This is a genomic window from Vogesella sp. LIG4, assembly GCF_900090205.1.
Taxonomy (GTDB): Bacteria; Pseudomonadota; Gammaproteobacteria; order Burkholderiales; family Chromobacteriaceae; genus Vogesella.
Map to the genome: position 1 here is coordinate 3,996,776 of NZ_LT607802.1, position 25,769 is coordinate 4,022,544.

Below are 25,769 nucleotides of genomic sequence, written 5' to 3' on the forward strand. Positions count from 1 at the left end.
GAAAGGCCGGTTCAGCGCCGGTATTCCGTGCTGTCGCTCAGGCCTTGACGCCAACAATCACGTGGGAAGCCTTGAAGAAGGCACTGACCGGCTTGCCGGCAGCCAGGCCCAGGCCATCCGCGCTTTCCTGGGTGATGATGGCCACCAGCTTGTCGCCGCCGTTAAGGCTGATTTCCACTTCGGTATTGACCGCGCCCGGGCGCACGGCGGACACGGTGCCTTCCAGGCGGTTGCGGGTGGACAGCTTGATGCCGGAATCCGGCTTGGCCAGGATCACCCACGGCGCCTTGATGATGGCCAGCGCGTCGCAGCCTACCTTCAATGCCAGATTCTCGGTGCTCTGGCGGGTGATGACGGCGGTGATGATGTCGCCGCCCGGCAGGGTGATGTCCACCTCGTCGTTGATTGCGCCCTGCTTGATGGCGCTTACCTTGCCGGCGAACTGGTTACGGGCGCTGGTCAGCATATCTGCTCCTTGATGTCTGGCTGGTGTGTGGGCAAGGCGCTGGCTGCGCCTTGTCATAAATATCCGCGCAGTATAGGCCAGCCGGCCCGCCCTGCCTGTACCTCCTTCGGCGTAGTTGCCGGCGGAAGGTTGGCCGCATGCTTTCCCGTGCCGCCCGCGCTGGCTAGGCCAAAGGCGCCGCCGCCAGCATCTTGACGATCAGCTCGTCGTTGATGAAATCCCCCTGCGACAGCTTCTCCACCCACCACTGCACGCCCAGGCCGGCATCGCCGGTATTCCAGGCGGCAAAGAACTGCTTGTGCGCCCGCGGCTCCTTCACCTCCTTGACCTTGAGCTTGCCCAGGTCCACGCAGTGCTGCACCAGGCAGCTGGGCAGAAAGCCACAGCCCACCCCGGCCAGCACCGCCTGCAGCTTGGCCTCCAGATTGGGCACCAGCAGGAAGTCCTGGCCGATCTGCAGCTCCAGCGGGCGCGGCAGGCCATGCCGCGAGGTGTCCTGGATTTCCACCAGCCGGTACTGGCCGATCTCGGAGCGATCCAGCGGCTGCTCGGCATCGGCCAGCGGGTGGCCGGGCGCCACGGCAAAGGCGGACTGCACCTGCCCGATGGCGCAGCTGGAGAAGCCGGGCAGATTGGGTGCCCGATCCAGCGCGCCTATGGCCAGGTCCGCCCGGCCATCCAGCAGCGCATCCCACGGCCCGCCCGATACTTCGTGGCTGAACAGCAGCCGGGTTTGCGTGTTTTCGCCGTAGAAGGTGGCGATGTAGGGCAGCAGGATGCGGAACGGCAGGATCACGTCCACCGCGATGCGCAGCTCGCTCTCCCAGCCGGCCTCGATCTTCCTGGCGCGCCGCTCCAGCGCGATCGCCCCGCGCAGCAGCCGCCGTCCGTCCTCCAGCACCGCCCGCCCGGTGGGCGTCAGCTTTGCCTTGAGGCCGCTGCGGTCGAACAGGGTCACCCCCAGGTCGTCTTCCAGCTTGCCCACCATGTAGCTGATGGCGGAAGGCACCTTGAACAGCGCCTCCCCGGCGGCGGCAAAGGAGCCGTGCCGGTCGATGGCATCCAGCACTTCCAGCGCGTCCAGGCTCAGTTTCATCTCGCTCTCCCTCTCGATTAGCCAGCAGCGTAGCGCGCCGGCAAGCGGCTGACCATGGGGGTCGAAAACTTCGATCAGCCCGGTCGAAACTGTCCGCTTGTCCACTCCTGGCGGCAACACTAGATTTCAGCGGCAAGACACAGCGGCGGCATGAGGTGCCGGGCGCCGGTCTTTTTTTTGCAGCAGCTTTTGCCACGCCACCACCCACCACCACACCAGGAGTCAACCATGCCCGTTGCCAAACCCCAAGCCGGCCAGACCTTGCTCGACCCCAGCAACCACACCCTGATCATGATCGACCACCAGTCGCAAATGGCATTTGCTACCAAGTCGATCGACCCGGTACAGCTGCGCAACAACACCGCACTGGTGGCCAAGGCGGCCAGGGAGTTCAAGGTCTCCACCATTCTGACCACGGTGGCCGAGAAGTCCTTCTCCGGCCCGCTGTTCCCGGAAATCACCTCGGTGTTCCCGGACGTGGCTGCCATCGACCGCACCACCATGAATACCTGGGAAGATGGCCGCATCGCCGAGCGGGTGAACGCCATCGGCAAGGACAAGATCGTGCTGGCCGGCCTGTGGACCTCGGTGTGCATCGTCGGCCCGGCGCTGTCGGCGCTCGACCAGGGCTTTCAGGTCTACGTGATTGCCGATGCCTGCGGCGACGTGAGCAGCGAAGCGCACGAACGCGCGATGGAGCGCATGGTGCAGCTGGGCGCACGCCCGATGACCTCGCTGCAGTATCTGCTGGAGTTGCAGCGTGACTGGGCGCGGGGCGAAAGCTACAACGAAACGGTTGCCACCTCGATTGCGCACGGCGGCGGCTATGGCCTGGGCCTGATCTACGCCAAGACCATGTTCGGCGCCAGCGAAGGCCACTGAGTCCGCAGCCTTCCCGTTTACGGCACAAAGTCCTTGCGCGCGGCGCAAGGACTCTACCCCTCCCGGGCCGGCCACCACGGCCGGCTCCTTCTGGAGACACACCCATGAGTGCAGATCTGATCCTGTTCAACGGCCGCTTCCACACCGTGGACCGCGCCCGGCCCGAGGCCAGCGCCGTGGCAATCAAAGGCGACACGTTCCTGGCAGTGGGTGCAGAGAGCGATGTAATGCGGCACCGCTCGGATGCAACGCGGATGGTGGACCTGGGCGGCAGAACGGTGATTCCCGGCCTGAACGACTCGCACCTGCACCTGATCCGCGGCGGCCTCAACTACAACCTGGAGCTGCGCTGGGAAGGCGTGCCGTCGCTGGCCGACGCCCTGCGCATGCTGAAGGAACAGGCCGAACGCACCCCCAACCCGCAGTGGGTGCGCGTGGTGGGCGGCTGGACCGAGTTCCAGTTTGCCGAGCGGCGCATGCCCACCCTGGATGAAATCAACGCCGTGGCGCCCGATACGCCGGTGTTCATCCTGCACCTGTACGACCGCGCGCTGCTCAACCGCGCCGCGCTGCGTGCCGTGGGCTACACCAGGGACACCCCCAACCCGCCGGGTGGCGAGATCCAGCGCGACGCCGCCGGCAACCCCACCGGCATGCTGATCGCCCGCCCCAACGCCACCATCCTGTACGCCACCCTGGCCAGGGGGCCGAAGCTGCCGCTGGAATACCAGGTGAACTCCACGCGCCAGTTCATGCGCGAACTGAACCGCCTGGGCCTGACCAGCGCCATCGATGCCGGCGGCGGTTTCCAGAACTACCCGGAAGACTACGATGTGATCGCCGAGCTGGCGAAGAACAAGCAGCTGACCATACGCATCGCCTACAACCTGTTCACCCAGCGCAAGGGGCAGGAGCTGGAAGACTTCCAGCAGTGGAGCAAGCTGGTCACCCCCGGCCAGGGCGACGACTTCTACCGCCACAATGGCGCCGGCGAGATGCTGGTGTTTTCCGCCGCCGACTTCGAGGACTTTCTCGAACCGCGCCCCGAGCTGCCGCCGGACATGGAAGACGAGCTGGAAAAAGTGGTGCGCCACCTGGTGGCCAAACGCTGGCCGTTCCGCCTGCACGCCACCTACGACGAATCCATCAGCCGCATGCTGGACGTGTTCGAGAAGGTAAACCGCGATATTCCCTTCGATGGCCTGCACTGGCTGTTCGACCATGCCGAAACCATCTCGCCGCGCAATATCGAGCGGGTGCGCACACTGGGCGGCGGCATCGCCATCCAGCACCGCATGGCATTCCAGGGCGAATACTTCGTGGAACGCTACGGCGCGCAGGCCGCCAGCCATACCCCGCCGGTAGCCCGCATGCTGGAGATGGGCGTGCCGGTAGGCGCCGGCACCGACGCCACCCGCGTGGCCAGCTACAACCCGTGGACGGCGCTGTACTGGCTGGTTTCCGGCTGCACCGTGGGCGGGCTGCCGCTGTACGACGAGCAGAACCGGCTGTCGCGCGAAACCGCGCTGGAGCTGTGGACGGCGGGCAGCGCCTGGTTCTCCAGCGAACAGGGCAAGAAAGGCCGGATCAAGGCCGGCCAGCTGGCCGACCTGGCGGTGCTGTCGGCGGACTACTTCAGCGTCACACCGGAGGCAATCAAGGCCATCGAATCGGTACTCACCGTGGTGGGTGGCAACATCGTCTACGGCGCGGACGAGTTCACCCCGCTGGCGCCGCCGCCGCTGCAGGTGCTGCCGGACTGGGCGCCGGTGCGCAGCGTGCCCGGCCACTACCGCGCTGCGGCCAACCTTCAGCACGCCGCGCTGCCGCACCAGTGCCTGGGTGCCTGCGCCGTGCACGCGCATGCGCACGACAAGGCGCGCAAGTCCACGGTGCCGGTATCCGACTTTGCCGGCTTCTGGGGCGCCTTCGGCTGCAGCTGCTTTGCCTTCTGAGCCGGCACGGGAGCGAACATGAACCATCGAAAAATCCTGCTCGGCCTGGCGCTGTCGCTGCTGGTAGGCGCTGGCAGCCGGCTGGGCGGCATCCCGGCGCCATCGCCGCCGGCACTGTCCGGCGCGCTGCTGGTATTCATGATGAGCCTCGGCTACTACCTGGTGGACCGCTATCTGGCGTCACGCCCCGCGCAGGAGAAGAAGCATTGCGGCGGGCATGATCTGGCGAAAAAGGAATAGACATGACAACCCTGTTGAGCGGCGCCATGCTGGGCCTCGCGGTGGGCGGCCTGTGCCGCTGGCTGGATATTCCCTCGCCGGCGCCGCCGTCGCCCATCGGCGCACTGCTGGTGGTAGCCATGACGCTGGGCTATGTGCTGGCCGGGAGCGGGTCATGAACCGCCCCGCCCTTGCCACCCTGCCGCCGCCGGATGCCGGCCTGCTGTTCCTGCGCCTGGCTGGCAGCAGCCTGCTGCTGTACGTGCATGGCCTGCCCAAGCTGCTGCATTACGGCAGCGAGCTGCAGCACATCGACGACCCGCTGCAGCTGGGGCGCGGGCTGACGCTGCTGCTGGCGCTGTTTGCCGAAATCGTCTGCCCGCTGCTGATCGCCGCCGGCTGGCTGACGCGACTGGCCACCCTGCCCATCCTGTTCCTGCTGGTGGTTTCCATACTGCTGGTGCACCCGGAATGGGATGTGGCCAGCGGCCAGTTCGCCTGGCTGCTGATCATCGTGTTCGGCAGCATCGCACTGGCCGGCCCGGGGAGGTATTCGATCGATGGCCAGCGATAACGCCAGGCAAGGCGCTGCACGGCGCAACGGCTGGGTCGGCGTGGGGCTGGGCTTCATCGCCGGCTATGTGGACACGCTGGGCTTCATGGCGCTGTTCGGGCTGTTCACCGCCCACGTCACCGGCAACTTCGTGCTGATCGGCAGCGAGCTGGCACGGCCGGGCCATGGCGTGCTGATCAAGCTCCTTGCCTTCCCCGCCTTTGTGGCCGGAATCGCGCTGGCGCGGGCCATCGTGCGCCGGCATGAACTTGGGGAACAATCGCCACTGGCGTGGCTGTACGGCGTGCAGATGCTGCTGCTGAGCGGCTTCATGCTGGCGGGCGTGTCCGCGCTGCCGCTGGCCGACAGCCCGTCGGCCATGGCGATCATCGCCGGCATGTTCGGCGCCGCCGGCATGGGGGTGCAGAACGCCGCCAGCCGGCTGGCGCTGAGCGCGCTCACCCCCACCACGGTGATGACCGGCAATGTCACCCAGCTGGTGATCGACCTGCTGGACCTGGCCAGCCCCGGCCACGACCCGACGGTCGCGGCGCGCGTGCGCAAGTTCCTGGGGCCCATCGTGGCGTTTGCCGCCGGCGCCATCGGCGGGGGTTTCGGCTATGTACGGCTATCCTTCTGGGCCTTGCTGCTGCCCATCGTGCTGCTGCTGGTGCTGATGCTTGCGGCAAGGCGGCAGGCGGACTGATAGCACCCTGCCCCCGTAGGGCGGGTTGAACCGGAGGTTCATACCCGCGCACCCCGGCAAGCCCGCGCGGGTATGGCCTGCGGCCAACCTGCCCTACCCTAAGCCACGCCCGCCAACCTGCGGCCAACCTTCATTCAAAGGTTGGCCGCAGGTTTTTCATTCCGCCATCGCCAGCACGCTCTTGGCGATCTGCACGTCCTGTATCGCCAGCCCGGTCAGGTCGGCGATGGTGATGTCGCTGGCGCTCTGCCGCCCTTGCAGCTTGCCGGCCAGCACATTGCCCAGCTCGGCCACGTCGGCCTGGCTGATCAGCCCGGCCTCGAAAGCGTGCGAGAACTCGCCGAATTCCAGCGACTGCGACAGGCTGTCCGCCACCCGCACGTCGGCCAGCGCCACCAGGTTGCAGGACAGCTCCTGCTTGCCCTTGCGGTCCGCCCCCACCGCGGTGATATGGGTGCCCGGCATGATCCACTCCGCCTGCAGCAAGGGATGCGGCGATGGCGTGCAGGTGACGATCAGCCGGCAGGCGGCGGCCAGTTGCTGCGCGTCCTGGGTTGGCCGCATGTCGTAGCCCATGTCGCGGAAGTGCTCGCAAAAGGCATTCAGCCCGGCCTCGTGGCGGCCCCATACCCACACTTTGCGGCACGGCTGCACCTCGCCCAGCGCCTCCAGCTGCATGTGCGCCTGCTGGCCGGTGCCCAGGATGCCGATGGCCTCCACTTCCGCCGGGGCCATGGCCTCCGCCACCAGCCGGCCGGTCATGGCGGTGCGCTGCGCGGTGAGCCAGCCCTTGTCCAGCAACAGCGCCTGCGGTACGCCGGTGCGGGCGGAAAACACGATCAGCATGCCGTGATTGCTGGCCAGCCCTTGCTGCGGGTTCTGGTAGAAGCCGGACGACACCTTGACGGTGAATACCTTGTCGCCCTCCAGGTAGCCGGACTTGATCACGCAGTCGGCCTCCAGCGCATCGAACTTGATGTGCTGCGCCGGCGCCAGCTGCACCTTGCCGGCGGAATAGGCGATCAGCCCGTCGCGGATCATTGCCGCCGCCAGGTCCGGCTTGAAGGCATTGATGATTTGCTTGCTGGTATAGATTTCCACACGAGGCCCCTTGAACACCTGCTGCAGCCTTGCCGCTGCGGGCTGGCTGCAATGCTATTTGCAGGGTGTCTCGAAAAACGCTGCTTGCCAGGCGAGACAAGGCGCGAATGAAAAACGCCGACGCAGCATAGGGTGGCTATGTCAGGAGGCGTTTTTCGTGAGCAACGCAGTATCGCGACGAAAGCGGGGTTTTACGAGCTGCCCTGTTGCTACTGATGGTAGCCTTTCTGCATAGGCTTTGCTTCATTGTGAATTTATCATTGGCCTATCCAGAGCAGAACCGGCGCCAACGCAATCCTGCTTTAGCAATGACAAGGGCCAGGCCGGTATTAGCGGCCTGGCCCTTGTTCATCCCGCTCCCGGCTCAACCCAGCGCCAGCAACACGCTCTTGGCAATCTGCACGTCCTGTATCGCCAGCCCGGTCAGGTCGGCAATGGTGATGTCGTCGGGGCGGCCACGCCCCGGCTGCCGGCCAGCCAGCACCGTGCCCAGCTCGCGAACGCGGCCGACGTCGATCAGCCCGGCGGCAAAGGCATGCTGCAGCTCGCCGAATCCGGTGCACTGCTCGACAGAATCCGCCACCAGCACGTCGGCACGCACCACCAGTTCGGTGGCCAGCTCCTGTTTGCCCACCGCATCCGCCCCCAGCGCGGTGATGTGGGTGCCGGGGGCGATCCACTCCGCCTGCAGCAGCGGGCTGGTGGACGGCGTGCAACAGACGATGTACTGGCAATGCCGTGCCACCTCCCGCGCATCCAGGGTTGGCCGCATGTCGTAGCCCTGCTCGGCAAACGGCTTGATGAAACGCGCCAGCTCGGTCTCGCTCTTGCCCCACACCCATACCCTGCGGCAGGGTAGCGCCTCGTGCAGCGCCTCCAGCTGCAACCGTGCCTGCAGGCCGGTGCCCAGCACGCCGATGGCATCCACCCGCAGCGGCGCCATTACCTCGGCCACCAGCCGGCCGGTAAGCGCGGTGCGCAGGCCGGTCAGCACGCCCTCGTCCAGCAGCAGCGCCTGTGGTGCGCCGGTGCGGGCGGAAAAGGTCATGATCAGCCCCTGGTTGTTGGCCAGACCATGCTGCTGATTGTGATAAAAGCCGGCCGACACCTTCACCGCGAACAGATCGTCGCCGTCCAGGTAGCCGGACTTGATGCAGCAATCGCCCTGCCCGGCATCGAAGCCGAAGTGCTGCACCGGTGGCAGCTGCACCTGGCCGGCCGAATAGGCGATAAAGCCCTCGCGCAGCAGGCGCAGCGCCAGCGCCGGCCGGAAGGCTTGCAGAATCTCTGCCTTGCCCAGCACTTTCACTGGCTCTCTCCCGCCTGGATCGCCGCCAGGAAATCCTGCAGCTTGATATTGCGCCCACACAGCACCACCGCCACCTTGCGCCCCCGGTAGTGCGGGGCCAGCTGCAGCAGGCCTGCCAGCGCCACCCCGGCGGCGCCCTCCACTATCCAGTGCTCGTGTTCGGCCAGCAGGCGCATGGCGTGGCGGATGTCTCCCTCGCTCACCAGCGTGCGCAGGTCGATCAGCTGCCGGCACAGCTCGAAGGTCACCGCGCCCGGCTCCACGCCGCCGGCGGTGCCGTCGGACAGTGTATCCTGCTCGGCCACGTCGCAGATTTCCCCCGCCTGCAGGCAGCGGTACATGGCCGGCGCGTTCAGCGGCCAGCAGCCAACGATGTCTGCCTGCGGCAGCAGCTGCCGCAACGCCGTGCCAATGCCGGACACCAGCCCGCCGCCGCCCACCGCCACGCACACGGCGGCCAGGTCGGGGCACTGCTCGGCCAGCTCCACCCCTACCGTGCCCTGGCCGGCAATCACCTGCGGGTCGTTGTACGGCGAGATGTAGGTCAGCCCCTGCTGTTCCGCTGCGGCGCGTGCGGCCAACTCTGCCGCCAGCGCGTCGCCCGCCACCAGCTCCACGTGCACACCCAGCTTGCGGATGGCGTCCAGCTTCACGCTGGCGGCGTGCTCGCCGGCATACACCGTAACCGGCACGCCGACCGCGCGCCCGGCCAGCGCCACCGCCTGGCCGTGGTTGCCGGAAGAAGCGGTGATCACCCCGGCCTGGCGCGCAGCCGGCGGCAGCAGCCGGATCTTGTTGCTGGCGCCGCGGTATTTGAAGGAGCCGGTGTGCTGCTGATGCTCGGCCTTGAGGTAGACCTCGCAGCCGGTCAGCTGCGACAGCGCCGGGCTGTAATCCAGTGCGGTATAGCGGACTTGCGGGCGCAGCTGGCGGTGCGCATCGACAATGGCGTTGTAGAGTGCGGTCATCATCTCTCCCAGATGCTTGCCGGGCGGCGCTGCCGACGCGCAGCACAACAATGGATTTTTTGTACAGGATGGACTGCATTGTCCAACCCGATGCCTGAAAATCCATTAAGAACATTCCTATTTTTGCACTAGATAACAAAGTCGCCAGCGATCAAATGCCAACAGCCCGGCAGTGCCGGGCCGGGAGAAATGACAAAGCCCCTTCGCTGCGCGAAAGGGCTTTGTTGTGTAAGCAGGAAAGCGGCCGAAGCGGGCAAGTTCCTGCCACGCAGCAGCTAGCGCAGACTCACAGCGCCTGCTCGGCCTGCCACGCCGCCACAATGTGGCTGATGGCGCGCTGCCAGTCGGCCTTTTGTGCCGGCGCCAGCCAGCTGGCTTCAAAGCTGTTGCGCACCAGTTGCACGATCTCGTCGGCGCCCAGATCCAGCGCGCGGCGGCAGGCCAGCAGGTTGTCGGCCAGGTAGCCGCCAAAGTAGGCCGGGTCGTCGGAATTCACCATCGCCACCAGGCCGGCTTCCAGCATGCGGCGCAGCGGATGCTCGACCAGATCGGCAAACACTTTCAGCTTGATGTTGGACAGCGGGCACACCGTCAGCGGCATGCGCTCTGCGGCCAACCTTTGCACCAGCGCCGCATCTTCCAGGCTGCGCACGCCGTGGTCGATCCGGCATACCTGCAGCAGCTCCAGCGCCTCGCGCACGTAGGCGGCCGGGCCTTCCTCGCCGGCATGGGCGACGCAGGGCAACTCCAGCTCGCGGCAGCGGGCGAACAGGCGCTGGAACTTGGACGGCGGGTGGCCGGCCTCGCTGGAATCCAGCCCGAAGCCGTCGATGCCGGACAGATAGGGCATGGCCTGCTCCAGCACGGCAAAGCCGTCTTCCTCGCTGAGGTGGCGCAGAAAACTCATGATCAGCCGCGATGTCATGCCCCACTCCGCCTCGGCGGTTTCCAGCGCCCGGCTGATGCCGTGGTAGACGGAGGCAAAGGCGATGCCGCGCGCGGTGTGGGTCTGCGGGTCGAAGAAGATCTCGGTATGCACGATGCCGTCGGCGTGCGCGCGCTGCAGGTAGGCCCAGGTCAGGTCGTAGAAATCCTGCTCGCTCTGCAGCACGCCGGCGCCGGCGTAGTACAGGTCGAGGAAGGATTGCAGATTGCCGAAGTCGTAGGCGGCGCGCAGGCTGGCGATATCGGCATACGGCAGGGTGATGCCGTTGCGCGCGGCCAGCGCGAACATCAGCTCCGGCTCCAGCGTGCCTTCGATATGCAGGTGCAGCTCGGTCTTGGGCAGTTGCGCGATCAGTGCGTCGATGGGGTGCATGGCAGACATGGGTAGCTCCGGGCAGGTTGGCCGCAGGCGGCGGTGCGCTTTGAGCATGGTGCAAAGCGGCGGGCAGGAAAAGCAAAAAGCCCCGATTGCTCGGGGCTTTTCACATTCTGGCGGAGAGGGGGGGATTCGAACCCCCGTCAGGGTATTACCCTGAACACGCTTTCCAGGCGTGCGACTTAAACCACTCATCCACCTCTCCAGAATTCTATAAAACCGAATTTTTAAAGCCGGTTTGAAACCGGCTTTGAGGCAATCTGGCGGAGAGGGGGGGATTCGAACCCCCGTCAGGGTATTACCCTGAACACGCTTTCCAGGCGTGCGACTTAAACCACTCATCCACCTCTCCAGATGGCTTTGACAACGGCGCTAGGCGTTTCGTCGTCAGAGGCTGCGCATTCTAGGGGAGGCTCCCCATATTGGCAAGCTTTTTTGCAGAAAAATGCACATCGGGCAGCACCTTGCGGCCAACCCTGCGCCACACCGGCAACAGCCTTCGTGGCAAGCACTTGATCCGGCAGGCAAAGCCCAGGCTGGCGGCCGATCAGGTAGAATCCACCTGTTAACTTACAACAAGCTGTTTTCAAGCCATGCGTATCGCTCTTGCCCAGTTCAACCCGGTGGTGGGTGACATCCCCGGCAACACCCAGAAGATTCTCGACCTCGCCCATGCCGCCATGGCGCAGGGTGCCGACATACTGGTCACCCCGGAGCTGGCGCTCACCGGCTACAGCCCGGAAGACCTGCTGCTGCGCGACCAGTTCTATCGCGACATCGCCCGCGGCCTGGACGCGCTGGAGATGCTGGACGGCATCACTCTGGTGATCGGCCACCCGGTGAAGCTGGGCAACGAGCGCTTCAACGCCGCCACCGTGCTGCGCGACGGCCACCGACTGGGCCAGTATCACAAGATGCTGCTGCCGAATAACGAAGTATTCGATGAATGCCGCTACTTCACCCCCGGCGCCGCGCCGCTGGTATTCGAGCAGAACGGCGTGCAGGTGGGCGTGCTGATCTGCGAAGACGTGTGGTCGGTGGAGCCGGCGGCGGAAACCGCCGATGCCGGCGCGCAGGTGATCGTGTCGCTGAACGCCTCGCCGTTCCACCGCAACAAGATCGCCACCCGCCACGAAGTGCTGCGCTACCGCGTGGAAGAAACCGGCGTGCCGATGGCCTACGTCAACCTCACCGGCGGCCAGGACGAACTGGTGTTCGACGGCGGCTCCTTCGCCCTCAACCAGGCCGGCGACGTGGTGGCGCAGGCCGCCGCCTATGACGACGAGCTGCTGCTGCTGGACGTGATCGACGGCGACATCGCCGCTGCCCCGGTTGCCGCGCTGCCGGACGAGCTGGAAAGTATCTACCGCGCGCTGGTGGTGGGCGTGCGCGACTACATCGGCAAGAACCGCTTCCCCGGCGCCCTGCTCGGCCTGTCCGGCGGCATCGATTCCGCGCTGACACTGGCGGTGGCGGTAGACGCGCTGGGCGCCGACAAGGTGCACGCGGTGATGATGCCCTCGCGCTACACCGCCGACATCAGCGTGGAGGACAGCCGCGACATGATCGCCCGCCTGGGCGTGAAGTACGACGAAATCGAAATCTGGCCGATGTACGAAAGCTTCATGCAGGCACTGGCGCCCTCCTTTGCTGGCCTGGATGCCGACACCACCGAGGAAAACCTGCAGGCGCGCATCCGCGGCACCCTGCTGATGGCACTGTCCAACAAGAGCGGCAAGCTGGTGCTGACCACCGGCAACAAGTCGGAAATGACCACCGGCTACTGCACGCTGTACGGCGACATGGCCGGCGGCTTCGCGGTGCTGAAGGACGTGGCCAAGACCCTGGTGTTCGCGCTGTGCCGCTGGCGCAATACCGTGGGCGACGTGATTCCGGAGCGGATCATCACCCGCCCGCCGTCCGCCGAACTGCGCCCGGACCAGAAAGACCAGGACAGCCTGCCGCCGTACGAGGTGCTGGACGCCATCATGGAGCGCTACGTGGAAGGCAACCAGTCCGCCGCCGACATTGTGGCCGCCGGTTTTGCCGAAGCGGACGTGAACAAGGTGGTGCGGCTATTGAAGATCAACGAATACAAGCGCCGCCAGGCGCCGGTAGGCCCGCGCATCACCCACCGCGGCTTCGGCAAGGACTGGCGCTACCCGATCACCAACCGCTTCATGTAAGCGGCGGCGGCAAGGTTGGCCGCAGGCTTGCGGCCAACGTCACGCATTCGTTAACAAAAGTGCACGAACAGTCACCGGGAAGCATGGTCAGATTCGGGACCGTTTCACCGACAGGAACCTCATGAAAGCATTCGCCAGTCTCGCGCTGTGCTGCGCGCTGATCGCCCCGGCCAACGCCGCCGCCATCCCGCAGCTCAAGGCCTTTGTTGCCGGCACCAAGACCCTTTCCGCCAGCTTCAGCCAGACCGTGACCAGCAAGAACGGCCAGGAAAAAGCCAGCGGCCAGATGGAAATCCAGCGCCCCGGCAAGCTGCGCTGGACCTACACCCAGCCCTACGAGCAGCTGATCGTCGGCGACGGCAAGACACTGTGGGTGTACGACAAGGAGCTGGCGCAGATCACCAAGCGCAACCAGGGCAGCACCCTGGGCAGCAGCCCGGCGGCACTGCTGGCCGGCAGCAATGCCATCGAGCGTGACTACCTGCTGCGCGAGGTAGGCAGCCAGGGCCAGGTGGAATGGCTGGCCGCCACCCCGCGCAAGGCCGACAACACCTTCGAAGGCATCAAGATGGGCTTCACCGCCAACCAGCTGGTGGAGATGGAACTCACCGACAGCTTCGGCAACGTCACCCGCATCAGCTTCAGCAACATCAAGAAGAACCCGCCGCTGGCTGCCGGCCACTTCAGCTTCACCCCGCCCAAGGGCGTGGACGTGGTCAGCGAGTAAGCCATGGACCTGTTTGCGCGCGAGCCGGTAAAACCGCTGGCCGAAGCCATGCGGCCAACCTCGCTGGATGAAGTCATCGGCCAGCAGCACCTGATCGGCGCCGGCAAGCCGCTGCGGCTGGCGGTGGAAGCACAGGTGCCGCACTCCATGATCCTGTGGGGGCCGCCCGGCGTGGGCAAGACCACGCTGGCGCGCATCCTGGCGGGTGCCTTCGACGCCGAGTTCATCCCGCTGTCGGCGGTGCTGTCCGGGGTGAAGGAAATCCGCGAGGCAGTGGAGCGCGCCCATGCCACGCTGCAGCAGAGCGGGCGGCGCACCATCCTGTTCGTCGACGAGGTGCACCGCTTCAACAAGAGCCAGCAGGATGCCTTCCTGCCGTTCGTGGAATCCGGCCTGCTCACCTTCATCGGCGCCACAACCGAGAACCCCTCGTTCGAAGTCAACGCCGCGCTGCTGTCGCGCGCCCAGGTCTACGTGCTGAAATCGCTGGAGAGCGCCGACCTGCTGGCGCTGCTGCAGCGGGTGCAGGCCAGCGGCCGGCTGGACGGCATCAGCTTTGCCGACGGCGCCGCCGAGGCGCTGGCCGGCTACGCCGACGGCGACGCGCGCCGCTTCCTCAACCTGCTGGAGCAGACCATCACCGCCGCGCGCGCGCGCAAGATCGCCAGTGTGGCGGCCGACTTCCTGGCCGAGGTGCTCACCGTCAGCGCCCGCCGCTTCGACAAGGGCGGCGACAACTTCTACGACCAGATCTCCGCGCTGCACAAATCGGTGCGCGGCTCGCACCCGGACGCCGCGCTGTACTGGCTGACACGCATGCTGGACGGCGGCGCCGACCCGCGCTACCTGGCGCGACGCATCGTGCGCATGGCGTGGGAAGACATCGGCCTGGCCGACCCGCGCGCCATGCAGATCGCCAATGACGCCGCCGCCACCTACGAACGGCTGGGCAGCCCGGAAGGCGAACTGGCGCTGGCGCAGGCGGTGATCTACCTGGCGGTGGCGGCCAAGAGCAACGCCGGCTACATGGCCTACAACCAGGCCCGCGCCTTCGTGAAGCAGGACAAGAGCCGCGAAGTGCCGGTGCACCTGCGTAACGCCCCCACCAGGCTGATGCAGGAGCTGGGCTACGGCCACGACTACCGCTACGCCCACGACGAGCCGCACGGCTACGCCGCCGGCGAAACCTACTTCCCCGACGGCATGGACGAACCCGGCTGGTACCAGCCAGTGCCACGCGGCCTGGAGAGCAAGATCGCCGACAAACTGGCCTTCCTGCGCCAGCTGGACGAGGACGCCGGCAAGGAATGAAGCCGCTGCGCTAGCGCAGCGGCTGCACAGCGCAAAGCCGCATCGAACACCAGCACCACCACGGCACCCGACTCCCCGCCAAGGTTGGCCGCACGTGCGCGAAACGGGACAAACCCCGCCGCAAACCATTACACTTGCGTAGTTCGCGCCCTGATCGGCGCAGCCGGTGCTCAACCGGCGGCAAGACTTGCCCCGTTCGCCCACGGCGGGCGGCAGATATCACAAAATTCAAGAACACAGGATTTGACCCATGCTGGATATTCAACTGCTGCGCAGCAATATCGACGAAGTGGCCGCCCGTCTGGCCGGCCGTGGCTACACGCTGGACGTGGATGCCTTCAACACGCTGGAAGCCGAACGCAAATTCCTGCAGACCCGCATGCAGGATCTGCAGTCCAAGCGCAACACCGTTTCCAAGCAGATCGGCATCGCCAAGAAGAACGGCGAGGACGTGTCCGCCATCATGGCCGAGGTGGCCAACCTGGGCGACGAGCTGAAGGCTGCCGAGGAAGGCTTTGCCGGCGTGCAGCAGAAGCTGGACGGCTGGCTGATGTCCATCCCCAACCTGCCGCACGAATCGGTGCCGGTGGGCAAGGACGAGAACGACAACGTGGAAGTGCGCCGCTGGGGCAGCCCGCGCCAGTTCGAATTCGAGGTGAAAGACCACGTGGACGTGGGCGCACCGCTGGGCCTGGATTTCGACACCGGCGCCAAGCTGTCCGGCGCGCGCTTCACCGTGCTCAAGGGCGAGATCGCCCGCCTGCACCGCGCCCTGGCGCAGTTCATGCTGAACACCCACACCGGCGAGCACGGCTACACCGAGCACTACACCCCGTACATCGTCAACGACAGCGCACTGTTCGGTACCGGCCAGCTGCCCAAGTTTGCCGAAGACATGTTCAAGGTGACCCGCGGCGGCGAGGAAGGCACCGTTGACCAGTACCTGATCTCCACCTCGGAAATCACCCTCACCAACACCGTGTCCGACAGCATCCTGAAGGAAGAGGAGCTGCCGAAGAAGCTGACCGCGCACTCGCCCTGCTTCCGCTCCGAAGCCGGCAGCTACGGCCGCGACACCCGTGGCCTGATCCGCCAGCACCAGTTCGACAAGGTGGAGATGGTGCGCATCGAGAAGCCGGAAGACTCCTACGCCGCGCTGGAAGAAATGGTGGGCCACGCCGAGAACATCCTGAAGGCGCTGGGCCTGCCCTACCGCGTGATTACCCTGTGCACCGGCGACATGGGCTTTGGCTCCGCCAAGACCTACGACTTGGAAGTGTGGCTGCCGGCGCAGAATACCTACCGCGAGATTTCCAGCTGCTCCAACTGCGAATCCTTCCAGGCGCGCCGCATGCAGGCCCGCTACAAGGACGCGGGCGGCAAGAACCAGCTGGTGCACACCCTGAACGGCTCCGGCCTGGCAGTGGGCCGCACGCTGGTAGCGGTGCTGGAGAACTACCAGAACGCCGATGGCAGCGTGACCATTCCGGAAGCGCTGCGTCCGTACATGGGCGGCAAGGACAAGATCGGCGCTTAATACTTGCTCATAAGGTTGGCCGCATGCGGCCAACCTTAGCCGCGCAATGCAAAACGGGCCTCTGCATGCAGAGGCCCGTTGTCATGCTGCCTGCCGGTTTATGCCAGCTGCAGCGTGTTGTGCGGGTCGATCACGAATTTCTTCGGCGCGCCGCCATCGAAGGCGCGGTAGCCTTCCGGTGCCTGGTCCAGCGTGATGATTTCCACGTTGACGATGTCGGCAATCGGCAGGCGGTCCCACAGAATCGCCTGCATCAGGTTGCGGTTGTACTTCATCACCGGGGTCTGGCCGGTGTGGAAGCTGTGCGACTTGGCCCAGCCGAGGCCGAAGCGGATGCTCAGGCTGCCCTTCTTGGCTGCCGCGTCCACTGCGCCCGGGTCGTCGGTCACGTACAGGCCGGGGATGCCGATGCCGCCGGCTACCTTGGTGATTTCCATCAGCGAGTTCAGCACCGTGGCCGGCGCTTCCTCATGGCTGCCGGCACCGTGGCCGCGTGCCTCGAAGCCGACGCAATCCACCGCGCAATCCACTTCCGGCGAGCCCAGCAGGGCGGCGATCTGTTCGCCCAGGGTGGCGTCCAGCGACAGGTCCACGGTTTCGAAGCCTACCGCGCGGGCATGTGCCAGGCGGTCGGCGTTCATGTCGCCCACGATCACCACCGCGGCACCCAGCAGGCGCGCGGAGGCGGCAGCTGCCAGGCCCACCGGGCCGGCACCGGCCACGTACACGCTGGCGCCCGGCTTCACGCCGGCCATTACCGCGCCGTGGTAGCCGGTAGGCAGAATGTCGGACAGGCAGGTCAGGTCGCGGATCTTGGCCATGGCGCGATCCTTGTCCGGGAACTTCAGCAGGTTGAAGTCGGCGTACGGCACCATCACGTATTCGGACTGGCCGCCGATCCAGCCGCCCATGTCCACGTAGCCGTAGGCGCCACCGGCGCGCGCCGGGTTCACGTTCAGGCACACGCCGGTATGCTGGTCCTTGCAGGTGGTGCAGCGGCCGCAGGCCACGTTGAACGGCACCGACACCAGGTCGCCCACTTGCAGGGTTTCCACGTCATGGCCAACCTCGATCACCACGCCGGTGATTTCGTGGCCCAGCACCAGGCCGATCGGCGCGGTAGTCCGGCCGCGCACCATGTGCTGGTCGGAACCGCAGATATTGGTGGTAACCACCTTCAGAATCACACCGTGGCCGATTGCGCGTCCGCGCGGGTCCACCATGCGCGGATCATCGATCTCGCGCACTTCGACCTTACCAGGCCCCATATACACCACACCGCGATTGTTGCTCATTGCATGTCTCCGCTTTGTTCGATGGGTAGTGACTGACAGCGGCGGCCCTGGCTTGCAGGGTGGCGCCGGCACGGCACGGGCTGTGCCGCGTCCGCGAGACTACCTGCCCGACATGGGCAGCAAACGCGTGGAAAACGGTGTGGATCGGTCGTCAGGCGACATCCTTGCCACAGGCGACGCCGGCAGGTACAAAACCGCCGCCTCGGGCGGGGACAGTGCAACAAAAAGGCGACAATGGCGCCCGGCAAAAGCGGGCAAGCCCTTGTTTTTACAGCCGGCGGCTAGTGGTCCGCAGGGTCGAAGCGCTGTGCGTAGTGGCGGAACTCCGGGCCCGGCATCGGCTTGCCGTACAGATAGCCCTGCGCCATGTGGCAGCCCTGCTCGCGCAGGAAGTCGCGGTGCGCCGGCAGCTCCACGCCTTCGGCCACGATGGACAGGCCCAGGCTGCGGCCCATGGAGATCACTGCCGAGGCGATGGCGGCATCGTCCTTGTCCTCGTGCAGGTGGGCGATGAAGGAACGGTCGATCTTCAGCACCTGCACCGGCAGGCGCTTGAGGTAGGCCAGCGAGGAATAGCCGGTGCCGAAGTCGTCGATGGACAGGGTAATGCCCATGGCGCGCAGCCCTTCCAGCGCGCGGCCAACCTCCAGGTCGCTGTCCATCGCCGTGCTTTCGGTGATTTCCAGCTCCAGGCTGGCCGCAGGCAGGCCGGTTTCATCCAGCACCTGCTGTACCGTGTCGACGATATTGCCGAACTTGAGCTGGCGCCCGGACAGGTTCACCGCCACCCGGCCGGCAAAACCCAGCTCCTGCTGCAGCGCGTGGGTATAGCGGCAGGCTTCGCTCAGCACCCAGGCGCCCAGCGGCACGATCAGCGCCGACTCTTCCGCCACCGGAATGAACTCCACCGGCGACACCAGGCCCATTTCCGGGTGCTGCCAGCGCACTAGCGCCTCCATGCCCACCAGCTTGCCGCTGGCCAGATCGACCTTGGGCTGATACCACACCTGGAACTCGCTGCGCGTCAGCGCGCGGTGCAGGCCGTATTCCAGCTTCAGCCGCGCCATGGCGCTGGCGTTCATGTCGGCGGTGTAGAACTGGAAGGCGTTCTTGCCGCGGTTCTTGGCGCGGTACATGGCGGCATCGGCATTCACCAGCAGGCTGTCGGCGGTGCTGCCGTCCTCCGGGTACATGGCGATGCCCAGGCTGGCGGACACGAATACCTTGCTGCTGCCGCCCAGCACCACCTCGCCGGCAATGCCGTCCAGCACGTCCTGCGCCAGGCTGGCCACGCTGTTGGGCGAGCCGACATTGGGCAGCAGCAGAGTGAACTCGTCGCCGGCCAGCCGCGCCACGGTGCAGCCCATTGGCGCTTCGGTCTGCAGCCGCGAGGCGATCTTCACCAGCAGCTCGTCGCCGGCCTGGTGGCCCAGGGTGTCGTTGATCAGCTTGAAGCGGTCCAGATCGATGAACATCAACGCCATGCGCTGGTTATGTTCCCGCGCCTGCTCGATGGCGCTTTGCAGCTTCTCGCCGAACAGGGTGCGGTTGGGCAGGCCGGTCAACGCGTCGTGGTTGGCGAGGAAGTGCAGCCGCTCCTCCGCCTGTTTGCGCTGGGTGATGTCGGAGAACACCGCCACGTAATGGCGGATGCCGCCGTTACCGTCGGGAATGCCGGTGATGGTGAGGTGCTCGGTGTACAGCAGGCCACTCTTGCGCCGGTTCACCACCTCGCCCTGCCAGTAGCCGTCCAGCTTGAGCTGGCGCCACATATGCTCGTAGAAATCCGGCGACTGGCGGCCGGATTTCAGCACCGCCGGCGTCTTGCCCTGCACTTCCGCCAGGGTGTAGCCGGTAATGCGGGTAAACGCCGGGTTTACCGACTGGATCACACCGCTGTCGTCGGTGATCACAATGCCTTCCAGCGTGGATTCAAACACCTTGTCCGCCAGCTGCAGGCTCTGCCGCGAGCGCAGCAGCGCCTCGTCGCGCTCGCGCAACGCGGTGCGCAGCTCCACCAGGAACTCCTGCTCCATGGTGGCCAGAATGTCGGACATGCCGATGATGGCCAGCAAGCTGCCATTGTCCGCGCCCACGCCAAGGTGGCGGGTGCGCCCTTCCAGCAGCACGCGGCGGGCATTGAGCAGCGTCATCTGGTTCGGCACCGTGCGCAGCGGGTGGCTGGCAATCGCCGACACCTGCAGGCTGCTGTCGCCACCGGCGACAAAACGCACCACGTCGCGCTGGGTCAGAATGCCCCAGCTGCCGTCCGGGTAGCGCACGCCCAGCGCCTCCACCGACAGTTCGCTCATCCGGCTCATCGCCGTCACCACCAGCGCGTCAGACTCCACCACCACCAGCGGCTTGTGCAGCATATTGTCCAGCCGCTTCAGGCGCAGGAAGAACTCGGCATCCTGGTTGATGACGATATCGGTGGCCGACACCATGCCCAGCAGCTTGCCGGTGCGCGGGTCGGTCACGATCAGGTGGCGCACCTTGTTTTCGTGCATGCAGGCGGCGGCATCCTGTATCGAGGCATCGGCCGGGATGCTCAGCACCGGAGAGGTCATGAAGCCGCGCACCGCGCACTGCGCCACATCGGGGTGGAACAGGTCCAGCTTGACCACGTCGCTTTCGGTCCAGATTCCCAGCGGCCCGCCGCTGCCATCCACCACGACTATCGAGCCGCAGCGGGCATGGCACATGGCCTGCGCTGCCTCGCTTACCGGGGTATCCGGCGCGCAGGTCAGCACATTACGGGAAACGATCGATTCAACAGCGGTAAAGGTCACGCGTGCTCCAGACAGTACTTGCAGCCAAGTGCTTTATATTCATCGCATCCAGCTGAAAGACATTGATAAGAAACAAATTCTGTAAAAAAGAGTAAGTACATTATTCGATAGTCATCACATTTAATCAATCCACTACATATTCAATCAATTCCAATAACATCCATCATCCAGCAATAAATATCTGTTTCAAAACCACGCGGCGCAATGCGATGACGACAAACCGCGCCGACACCAGCCAGAGAATGCCGGCAAAACCCCTGCCGGTGAACGATAAATAAGTATCGTCACGCCTTGCCGGAGCCGGATCATGGACGTTTCACGCATCAACTCTGCCGGGTTCATGCCGCCTGGGCAGCTGGTCAGCACCGCCGCCAAGGCCAGGGCGGAGGAGAAGCAGGCGGTACAGCAGGAACGGGTTACCCTGAGCCAGACGCAGGATGAGCAGGCCCCGCTTACCTACGGCAAGCCAGGCGCCACCCCGGCCACGCCTGCCGACCCGGATGCAGCGGGCACGGCGGCAACGGCGGCCACACCCGCCACGCAAGGCCCGCAGGATCTGGCCGCCATGCTGGAAGAGTCCGACCGCAAGGTCAGCGAATTCATGCAGATGCTGGGCGGTATGCTGCAGAAGCAGGGGCTGGAGTGGAGCAAGGTCATCAGCGGTGAACAACACCTGAGCGCCGACCCGCAGACCATCAAGGCGGCGCAGGCGGCCATCGCCCCGGATGGCGAATTCGGCGTGAAGAACACCGCGCAGCGCATCCTCAGCTTTGCCCGCAGCATGATAGGCGACGACCCCAGCCGGCTAGATGCGGTGCGCCAGGCGGTGAGCAAGGGCTTTGACGACGCCAAGGCGGCGCTGGGCGGCGCACTGCCGGACATCAGCAAGCAGACCTACGACACGATCATGGCCGAGTTCGACCGCTGGTCCAAGGACGGCCTGCCGGCCAACGGGCCGATTACCCTGCCGGACAACAGCGGCAGCAATGATGGCAGCACCACCACCGCCGATGGCGGCACAAACAGCAGCGGCCAGGCGGCAGCCTGACGCGGCAGGCGCTATCCGCTTGCGGCCAACCCCTAAGAGCATGTTCACGATCTGCTGCGCTTCGGCGATACCGCGTTGAAAACGTCTTCGGAATGCTCATTGACTTCATGTCAACTCCGCTTCCTCAGCCGTTTTCGCCTTGTCTCGCCCTAGCTCGCTAGATCGTGAACACACTCTAAGGTTGGCCGCATCGTTTTGAGCCGTATCACCTTGCCTGGCGCGGCGAGGCGCTCTGCTATACTGCCGGCTTTGCCGAATTCACGTTCTTTGCCCGCCGCATGACCACCCCCACCCTGCCCGAACTCAAAGCCGCCCTGTCCACCTGCCTGATCCGCGACCGCTATGGCCTGAAGCGCAAGCTGGCCGACGCCGAGCAGCGCAGCAAGCGCCAGCAGCCGGCAGACCGCCTGCTGGCCGACATCGCCGCACAGATCGCCAAATCCGCCAGCCGCGCCGCGGTGCGCGCCCAGCATCTGCCCAGGCCGAGCTTCGACGACGCGCTGCCGGTCAACCAGAAGCTGGACGACATCAAGGCGGCGATTGCCGCCAACCAGGTGGTGATCATCTGCGGCGAAACCGGCTCCGGCAAAACCACGCAGCTGCCCAAAATCTGCCTGGAGCTGGGCCGCGGCGTGTACGGGCTGATTGGCCACACCCAGCCGCGCCGGCTTGCCGCCCGTTCGGTAGCCACCCGCATCGCGCAGGAGCTGGGCAGCGAGCTGGGCAACCACGTCGGTTTCAAGGTGCGCTTCACCGACAAGCTGTCGGAGCGCAGCGTCATCAAACTGATGACCGACGGCATCCTGCTGGCGGAAACGCAGACCGACCGCCACCTGGAAGCCTACGACACCATCATCATCGACGAGGCGCACGAGCGCAGCCTCAACATCGACTTCCTGCTGGGCTACCTGAAGCAGTTGCTGCCTCGCCGGCCGGACCTGAAAGTGATCATCACCTCGGCCACCATCGACGCCGACCGCTTCGCCCGCCACTTCAATAACGCGCCGGTGATCGAGGTTTCCGGCCGTACCTACCCGGTGGAAGTGCGCTACCGCCCGCTGAAGCAGCGCGACGAAGACGAGCGCGAAATGGAGATGGAAGACGCCATCGTCGAGGCGGTGGAGGAAATCTCGCGTCACGGCCCCGGCGACATGCTGGTCTTCCTGCCCGGCGAGCGCGAGATCCGCGACACCGCCGACAAGCTGCGCCGCAGCGGCATCCGCCACTACGAGGTGCTGCCGCTGTTCGCGCGGCTGTCCAACGAGGACCAACAGAAGATCTTCAAGCCCTCCGGCGGCCGCCGCATCGTGCTGGCCACCAACGTGGCGGAAACCTCGCTCACCGTGCCCGGCATCAAGTACGTGATCGACACCGGCCTCGCGCGCATCAAGCGCTACAGCCCGCGCGCCAAGGTGGAACAGCTGCAGGTGGAGAAGATCTCGCAGGCCGCCGCGCGCCAGCGTGCCGGCCGCTGTGGCCGGGTGGAAGCCGGTGTCTGCGTGCGGCTGTACGACGAGGCCGACTTCAACGCCCGTGGCGCGTTTACCGACCCGGAAATCGTGCGCAGCAGCCTGGCGGCGGTGATCCTGCGCATGGCGGCGCTGCGCCTGGGCCAGGTGGACCAGTTCCCCTTCATCGAACCGCCGTCCAGCCGACTGATCGCCGACGGCTACCAGGCGCTGCAGGAGCTGGGCGCGGTGGACGAGGCGCTGCAGCTCACCCAGGTGGGCAAGGAGCTGGCGCGCATTCCGGTGGACCCGAAGGTTGGCCGCATGCTGCTGGCCGGCCGCGAGCACCACTGCGTGCGCGAGGTGCTGATCATCGCCGCCGCGCTGTCGGTGCAGGACCCGCGCGAGCGGCCGTTCGAGGCACGCGAGGCCGCCGACCGCGCCCATGCCCGCTTCAGCGACGAAAAATCCGATTTCCTGTCCTTCCTGCATCTGTGGGACTTCTTTGCCGACGCGCTGAGCAACAAGCAGAGCAACCGCCAGCTGGTGAACCTGTGTCACCAGCACTTCCTGTCGCACCTGCGCATGCGCGAATGGCGCGAGCTGCACGCGCAGCTGGCGGAGATTGCCGCCGACATGAACCTGATCGAGCGCGAGGCGGCGCATGCACCGGCAGCCGCAACCGGCGGCGAAGCCACGCCGAAGAAGCGCGCACAGGCCGAAGCACTGGCCTACGAGAAGCTGCACAAGGCGCTGCTCACCGGCCTGATCGGCAATCTCGGCATGAAGTCGCAGGAAGGCGACGACTACAACGGCGCGCGCGGCGGCAGCTTTTTGATGTTCCCCGGCTCCGGCCTGAAAAAGGCTCGCCCGAAGTGGCTGATGGCCGCCGAGCTGGTGGAAACCACCAAGCTGTACGCCCGCTGCGTGGCGCGCGTGGAGCCGGACTGGGTGGAGGACGTGGCGCCGCACCTGGTGAAACTGCATCACTTCGACCCGCACTGGGAAAAGTCGCGCGGCGAGGTGGTGGCCAGCGAACGCGTGACCCTGTTCAGCCTGACGCTGATCGCCCGCCGCCCGGTAAGCTACGGCCGCATCGCACCGGAGGAGGCGCGCGAGCTATTCATCCGCGGCGCGCTGGTGGCCATGGAATACGTCAGCAATGCGCCGTTCTTCCAGCGCAACCAGCAGCTGATCCGCGAGGTGGAGCAACTGGAGCACAAGGCACGCCGCCAGGACGTGCTGGTGGATGAAGAGGCGCTGTTCGCCTTCTACGCCGAGCGCATTCCGGCCGACGTGGTGGATGCCGCCAGCTTTGAAGCCTGGCGCAAGGACGCGGAAGCGGCCAACCCCAAGCTGCTGTTCCTCACCCGCGAGGAACTGATGCGCCACACCGCCGAAAATGTGTCGGAAACCCAGTTCCCGGAATACCGCGAGCTGGCCGGCAGCCGCTGCCGCCTGCGCTACCGTTTCGAGCCGAACCACCCGCTGGACGGCGTCACCATCGACCTGCCGCTGGCGGCGCTGAACACGCTGGAGCCGGCCGAGTTCGAATGGCTGGTGCCGGGCATGATCCGCGACAAGCTGCAGGCCATGATCAAGAGCCTGCCCAAGCAGATTCGCCGCAGCTGCGTGCCGGTGCCGGACTTCGTTACCCGCTTCCTGCTGACCAACCCGGATCAGTTCAAGCCGATCGCCCCGCAACTGGCGCACTTCATCCTGCGCGAGACCGGCGGCGTGAAGGTGGACCCGCTGGAGTTCGATACCGTGGAGCTGCCGCCGCACCTGCAGTTCAACTTCCGCATCATCGACGACGGCAAACAGGAGATCGGCATGGGCCGCGACCTGATCGCGCTGCAGAAGCAGTTCGGCCAGGCGGCGCAGCTCACCTTCCGCGACACCAGCGCCGAATTCGAACGCGATCATGTGGAAGCCTGGGACTTCGGCGAACTGCCGCAGGCGATCCAGTTCGCCCGTGGCCGCCAGCAGCTCACCGGCTTTCCGGCGCTGACGCTGGAAAACGACGGCAAGGGCGAACACGTGGCGATCCGCCTGTTCGATACCGAGGGTGCGGCCAACCATGCGCACCGCCAGGGCGTGGTGCGCCTGCTGCAGTACCAGTTGAAGGAACACATGAAGCAGCTGGGCAAGGGCCTGCCAGGCATGACCCAGCTGGGCCTGCAGCTGCGCACGGTGTGCAATGTGGACGAGCTGCTGCAGGATGCGATTGCCGCCATCTGCGACCGCGCCTTCATCGGCGACGACGAGCTGCCGCGCAATGAAAAAGCCTTCAACGAGCAGAAATCGCGCGCACGCACCCGCCTGCCGGCGGTGACGCAGGCAGTGACCAGCTACCTGAACCAGATCGCCGCCGAATACCAGGCGCTGGCGCCCAGGCTGCAAAAGCACAAGCTGGGCTTCGAGCTTAACCAGCAGCTGGGCCGCCTGGTGTACAAGGGCTTTCTTGCCGTGACACCGTGGCCACAACTGCCGCAGCTGCCGCGCTATATGAAGGCGATGAGCCTGCGCATGGACAAGCAGCCCACCAACGCCCAGCGCGATGGCCAGCGTGGCGCGGAGATTCGCGATGTCTGGGCGAAATGGGAGGCGCGCATGGCGGAAGAAACCGCACGCGGCCAACCTTCGGCCGAACTGCAGGCGTACCGCTGGCATATCGAGGAATTACGCGTGAGTTTATTCGCCCAGGAGCTCAAGACTCCGTATCCGGTGTCGATGAAACGGCTAGTGAAGCTATGGGACGAATTGCCGCGCAATTATTAATACAGTACGGCACGGTCCCCACGCGCATTTGTGCCAGAATCAGAATAGTATTGCTGCACTCGCTTACA

General features: G+C 65.7%; 20 protein-coding genes and 2 tRNA genes. 12 read left to right on the top strand and 10 right to left on the bottom strand.

Annotated features, from left to right (window positions below; all coding sequences use genetic code 11):
• Positions 1-37 precede the first annotated feature (37 nt).
• Both PSELUDRAFT_RS18410 and PSELUDRAFT_RS18415 read right to left on the bottom strand, forming a co-directional pair.
• The gene (locus PSELUDRAFT_RS18410) at positions 38-466 is read right to left on the bottom strand and encodes a molybdopterin-binding protein (protein ID WP_088968203.1); all 429 of its coding nucleotides are present in this window, start codon (positions 464-466) and stop codon (positions 38-40) included.
• A gap of 163 nt (positions 467-629) precedes the next feature.
• Entirely contained in the window at positions 630-1,562 is a 933-nt protein-coding gene (locus PSELUDRAFT_RS18415) for a LysR family transcriptional regulator (protein ID WP_088968204.1), read from the bottom strand.
• A gap of 228 nt (positions 1,563-1,790) precedes the next feature.
• On the opposite strand from PSELUDRAFT_RS18415, the gene PSELUDRAFT_RS18420 reads away from it, so the two are divergent.
• The 6 genes from PSELUDRAFT_RS18420 (at position 1,791) to PSELUDRAFT_RS18445 (ending at position 5,877) form a co-directional block, all read left to right on the top strand.
• A complete protein-coding gene (locus PSELUDRAFT_RS18420) occupies positions 1,791-2,444 on the top strand; it encodes a hydrolase (RefSeq protein WP_088968205.1) in 654 nt (217 codons plus the stop codon).
• 104 nt (positions 2,445-2,548) lie between these two features.
• Positions 2,549-4,399 (top strand): amidohydrolase, encoded by a 1,851-nt coding sequence (locus tag PSELUDRAFT_RS18425; RefSeq protein WP_088968206.1) that lies wholly within the window; start codon positions 2,549-2,551, stop codon positions 4,397-4,399.
• Positions 4,400-4,417: 18 nt separating this feature from the next.
• Positions 4,418-4,639, top strand: coding sequence for a DUF1427 family protein (locus tag PSELUDRAFT_RS18430; protein ID WP_088968207.1), 222 nt, complete (start codon positions 4,418-4,420; stop codon positions 4,637-4,639).
• Positions 4,640-4,641: 2 nt separating this feature from the next.
• On the top strand, positions 4,642-4,797 hold the full coding sequence (locus PSELUDRAFT_RS18435; protein WP_088968208.1) for a XapX domain-containing protein: 156 nt from the start codon (positions 4,642-4,644) through the stop codon (positions 4,795-4,797).
• Positions 4,794-5,192 carry a DoxX family protein gene (locus PSELUDRAFT_RS18440; RefSeq protein ID WP_088968209.1) on the top strand — a complete coding sequence of 133 codons (399 nt, stop codon included), beginning with the start codon at positions 4,794-4,796 and terminating at the stop codon, positions 5,190-5,192. The genes PSELUDRAFT_RS18435 and PSELUDRAFT_RS18440 overlap by 4 nt, the downstream gene beginning before the upstream one ends.
• Entirely contained in the window at positions 5,179-5,877 is a 699-nt protein-coding gene (locus PSELUDRAFT_RS18445; protein ID WP_088968210.1) for a YoaK family protein, read from the top strand. The genes PSELUDRAFT_RS18440 and PSELUDRAFT_RS18445 overlap by 14 nt, the downstream gene beginning before the upstream one ends.
• Positions 5,878-6,033: 156 nt before the next feature.
• Here the strand turns inward: PSELUDRAFT_RS18445 and PSELUDRAFT_RS18450 are convergent, their stop codons facing one another.
• From PSELUDRAFT_RS18450 to PSELUDRAFT_RS18475, 6 genes are all read right to left on the bottom strand, one after another.
• Complete coding sequence (locus tag PSELUDRAFT_RS18450) at positions 6,034-6,978, bottom strand: ornithine cyclodeaminase family protein (protein WP_088968211.1); 945 nt, start codon at positions 6,976-6,978, stop codon at positions 6,034-6,036.
• A gap of 364 nt (positions 6,979-7,342) precedes the next feature.
• Positions 7,343-8,287, bottom strand: a complete 945-nt coding sequence (locus tag PSELUDRAFT_RS18455) for an ornithine cyclodeaminase family protein (RefSeq protein WP_088968212.1) — start codon at positions 8,285-8,287, stop codon at positions 7,343-7,345.
• Positions 8,284-9,255 (bottom strand): threonine/serine dehydratase, encoded by a 972-nt coding sequence (locus tag PSELUDRAFT_RS18460; RefSeq protein WP_088968213.1) that lies wholly within the window; start codon positions 9,253-9,255, stop codon positions 8,284-8,286. The genes PSELUDRAFT_RS18455 and PSELUDRAFT_RS18460 overlap by 4 nt, the downstream gene beginning before the upstream one ends.
• Positions 9,256-9,541: 286 nt before the next feature.
• Positions 9,542-10,582, bottom strand: coding sequence for an adenosine deaminase (locus tag PSELUDRAFT_RS18465; RefSeq protein WP_231895261.1), 1,041 nt, complete (start codon positions 10,580-10,582; stop codon positions 9,542-9,544).
• Between the two features lie 108 nt (positions 10,583-10,690).
• Positions 10,691-10,781 (bottom strand) — tRNA-Ser (locus PSELUDRAFT_RS18470).
• Between the two features lie 56 nt (positions 10,782-10,837).
• Positions 10,838-10,928 (bottom strand) — tRNA-Ser (locus PSELUDRAFT_RS18475).
• Positions 10,929-11,169: 241 nt separating this feature from the next.
• Here PSELUDRAFT_RS18475 and PSELUDRAFT_RS18480 point away from each other — a divergent pair.
• From PSELUDRAFT_RS18480 to serS, 4 genes are all read left to right on the top strand, one after another.
• Positions 11,170-12,762 carry an NAD+ synthase gene (locus PSELUDRAFT_RS18480; RefSeq protein WP_088968214.1) on the top strand — a complete coding sequence of 531 codons (1,593 nt, stop codon included), beginning with the start codon at positions 11,170-11,172 and terminating at the stop codon, positions 12,760-12,762.
• A gap of 121 nt (positions 12,763-12,883) precedes the next feature.
• Positions 12,884-13,489 carry an outer membrane lipoprotein chaperone LolA gene (lolA, locus tag PSELUDRAFT_RS18485; RefSeq protein ID WP_088968215.1) on the top strand — a complete coding sequence of 202 codons (606 nt, stop codon included), beginning with the start codon at positions 12,884-12,886 and terminating at the stop codon, positions 13,487-13,489.
• A 3-nt stretch (positions 13,490-13,492) separates the two neighbouring features.
• On the top strand, positions 13,493-14,800 hold the full coding sequence (locus PSELUDRAFT_RS18490) for a replication-associated recombination protein A (RefSeq protein ID WP_088968216.1): 1,308 nt from the start codon (positions 13,493-13,495) through the stop codon (positions 14,798-14,800).
• 250 nt (positions 14,801-15,050) lie between these two features.
• Positions 15,051-16,337: a serine--tRNA ligase gene (gene serS / locus PSELUDRAFT_RS18495; protein WP_088968217.1), complete on the top strand. Its 1,287-nt coding sequence runs from the start codon at positions 15,051-15,053 to the stop codon at positions 16,335-16,337.
• A gap of 98 nt (positions 16,338-16,435) precedes the next feature.
• Here serS and fdhA read toward each other — a convergent pair whose 3' ends face one another.
• The gene (fdhA, locus tag PSELUDRAFT_RS18500; protein ID WP_088968218.1) at positions 16,436-17,632 is read right to left on the bottom strand and encodes a formaldehyde dehydrogenase, glutathione-independent; all 1,197 of its coding nucleotides are present in this window, start codon (positions 17,630-17,632) and stop codon (positions 16,436-16,438) included.
• 281 nt (positions 17,633-17,913) lie between these two features.
• A complete protein-coding gene (locus PSELUDRAFT_RS18505) occupies positions 17,914-20,424 on the bottom strand; it encodes an EAL domain-containing protein (RefSeq protein WP_231895262.1) in 2,511 nt (836 codons plus the stop codon).
• 307 nt (positions 20,425-20,731) lie between these two features.
• On the opposite strand from PSELUDRAFT_RS18505, the gene PSELUDRAFT_RS18510 reads away from it, so the two are divergent.
• Positions 20,732-21,472, top strand: coding sequence for a hypothetical protein (locus PSELUDRAFT_RS18510; RefSeq protein WP_157725179.1), 741 nt, complete (start codon positions 20,732-20,734; stop codon positions 21,470-21,472).
• 278 nt (positions 21,473-21,750) lie between these two features.
• Positions 21,751-25,701, top strand: a complete 3,951-nt coding sequence (gene hrpA / locus PSELUDRAFT_RS18515) for an ATP-dependent RNA helicase HrpA (protein ID WP_088968220.1) — start codon at positions 21,751-21,753, stop codon at positions 25,699-25,701.
• Positions 25,702-25,769 lie beyond the last annotated feature (68 nt).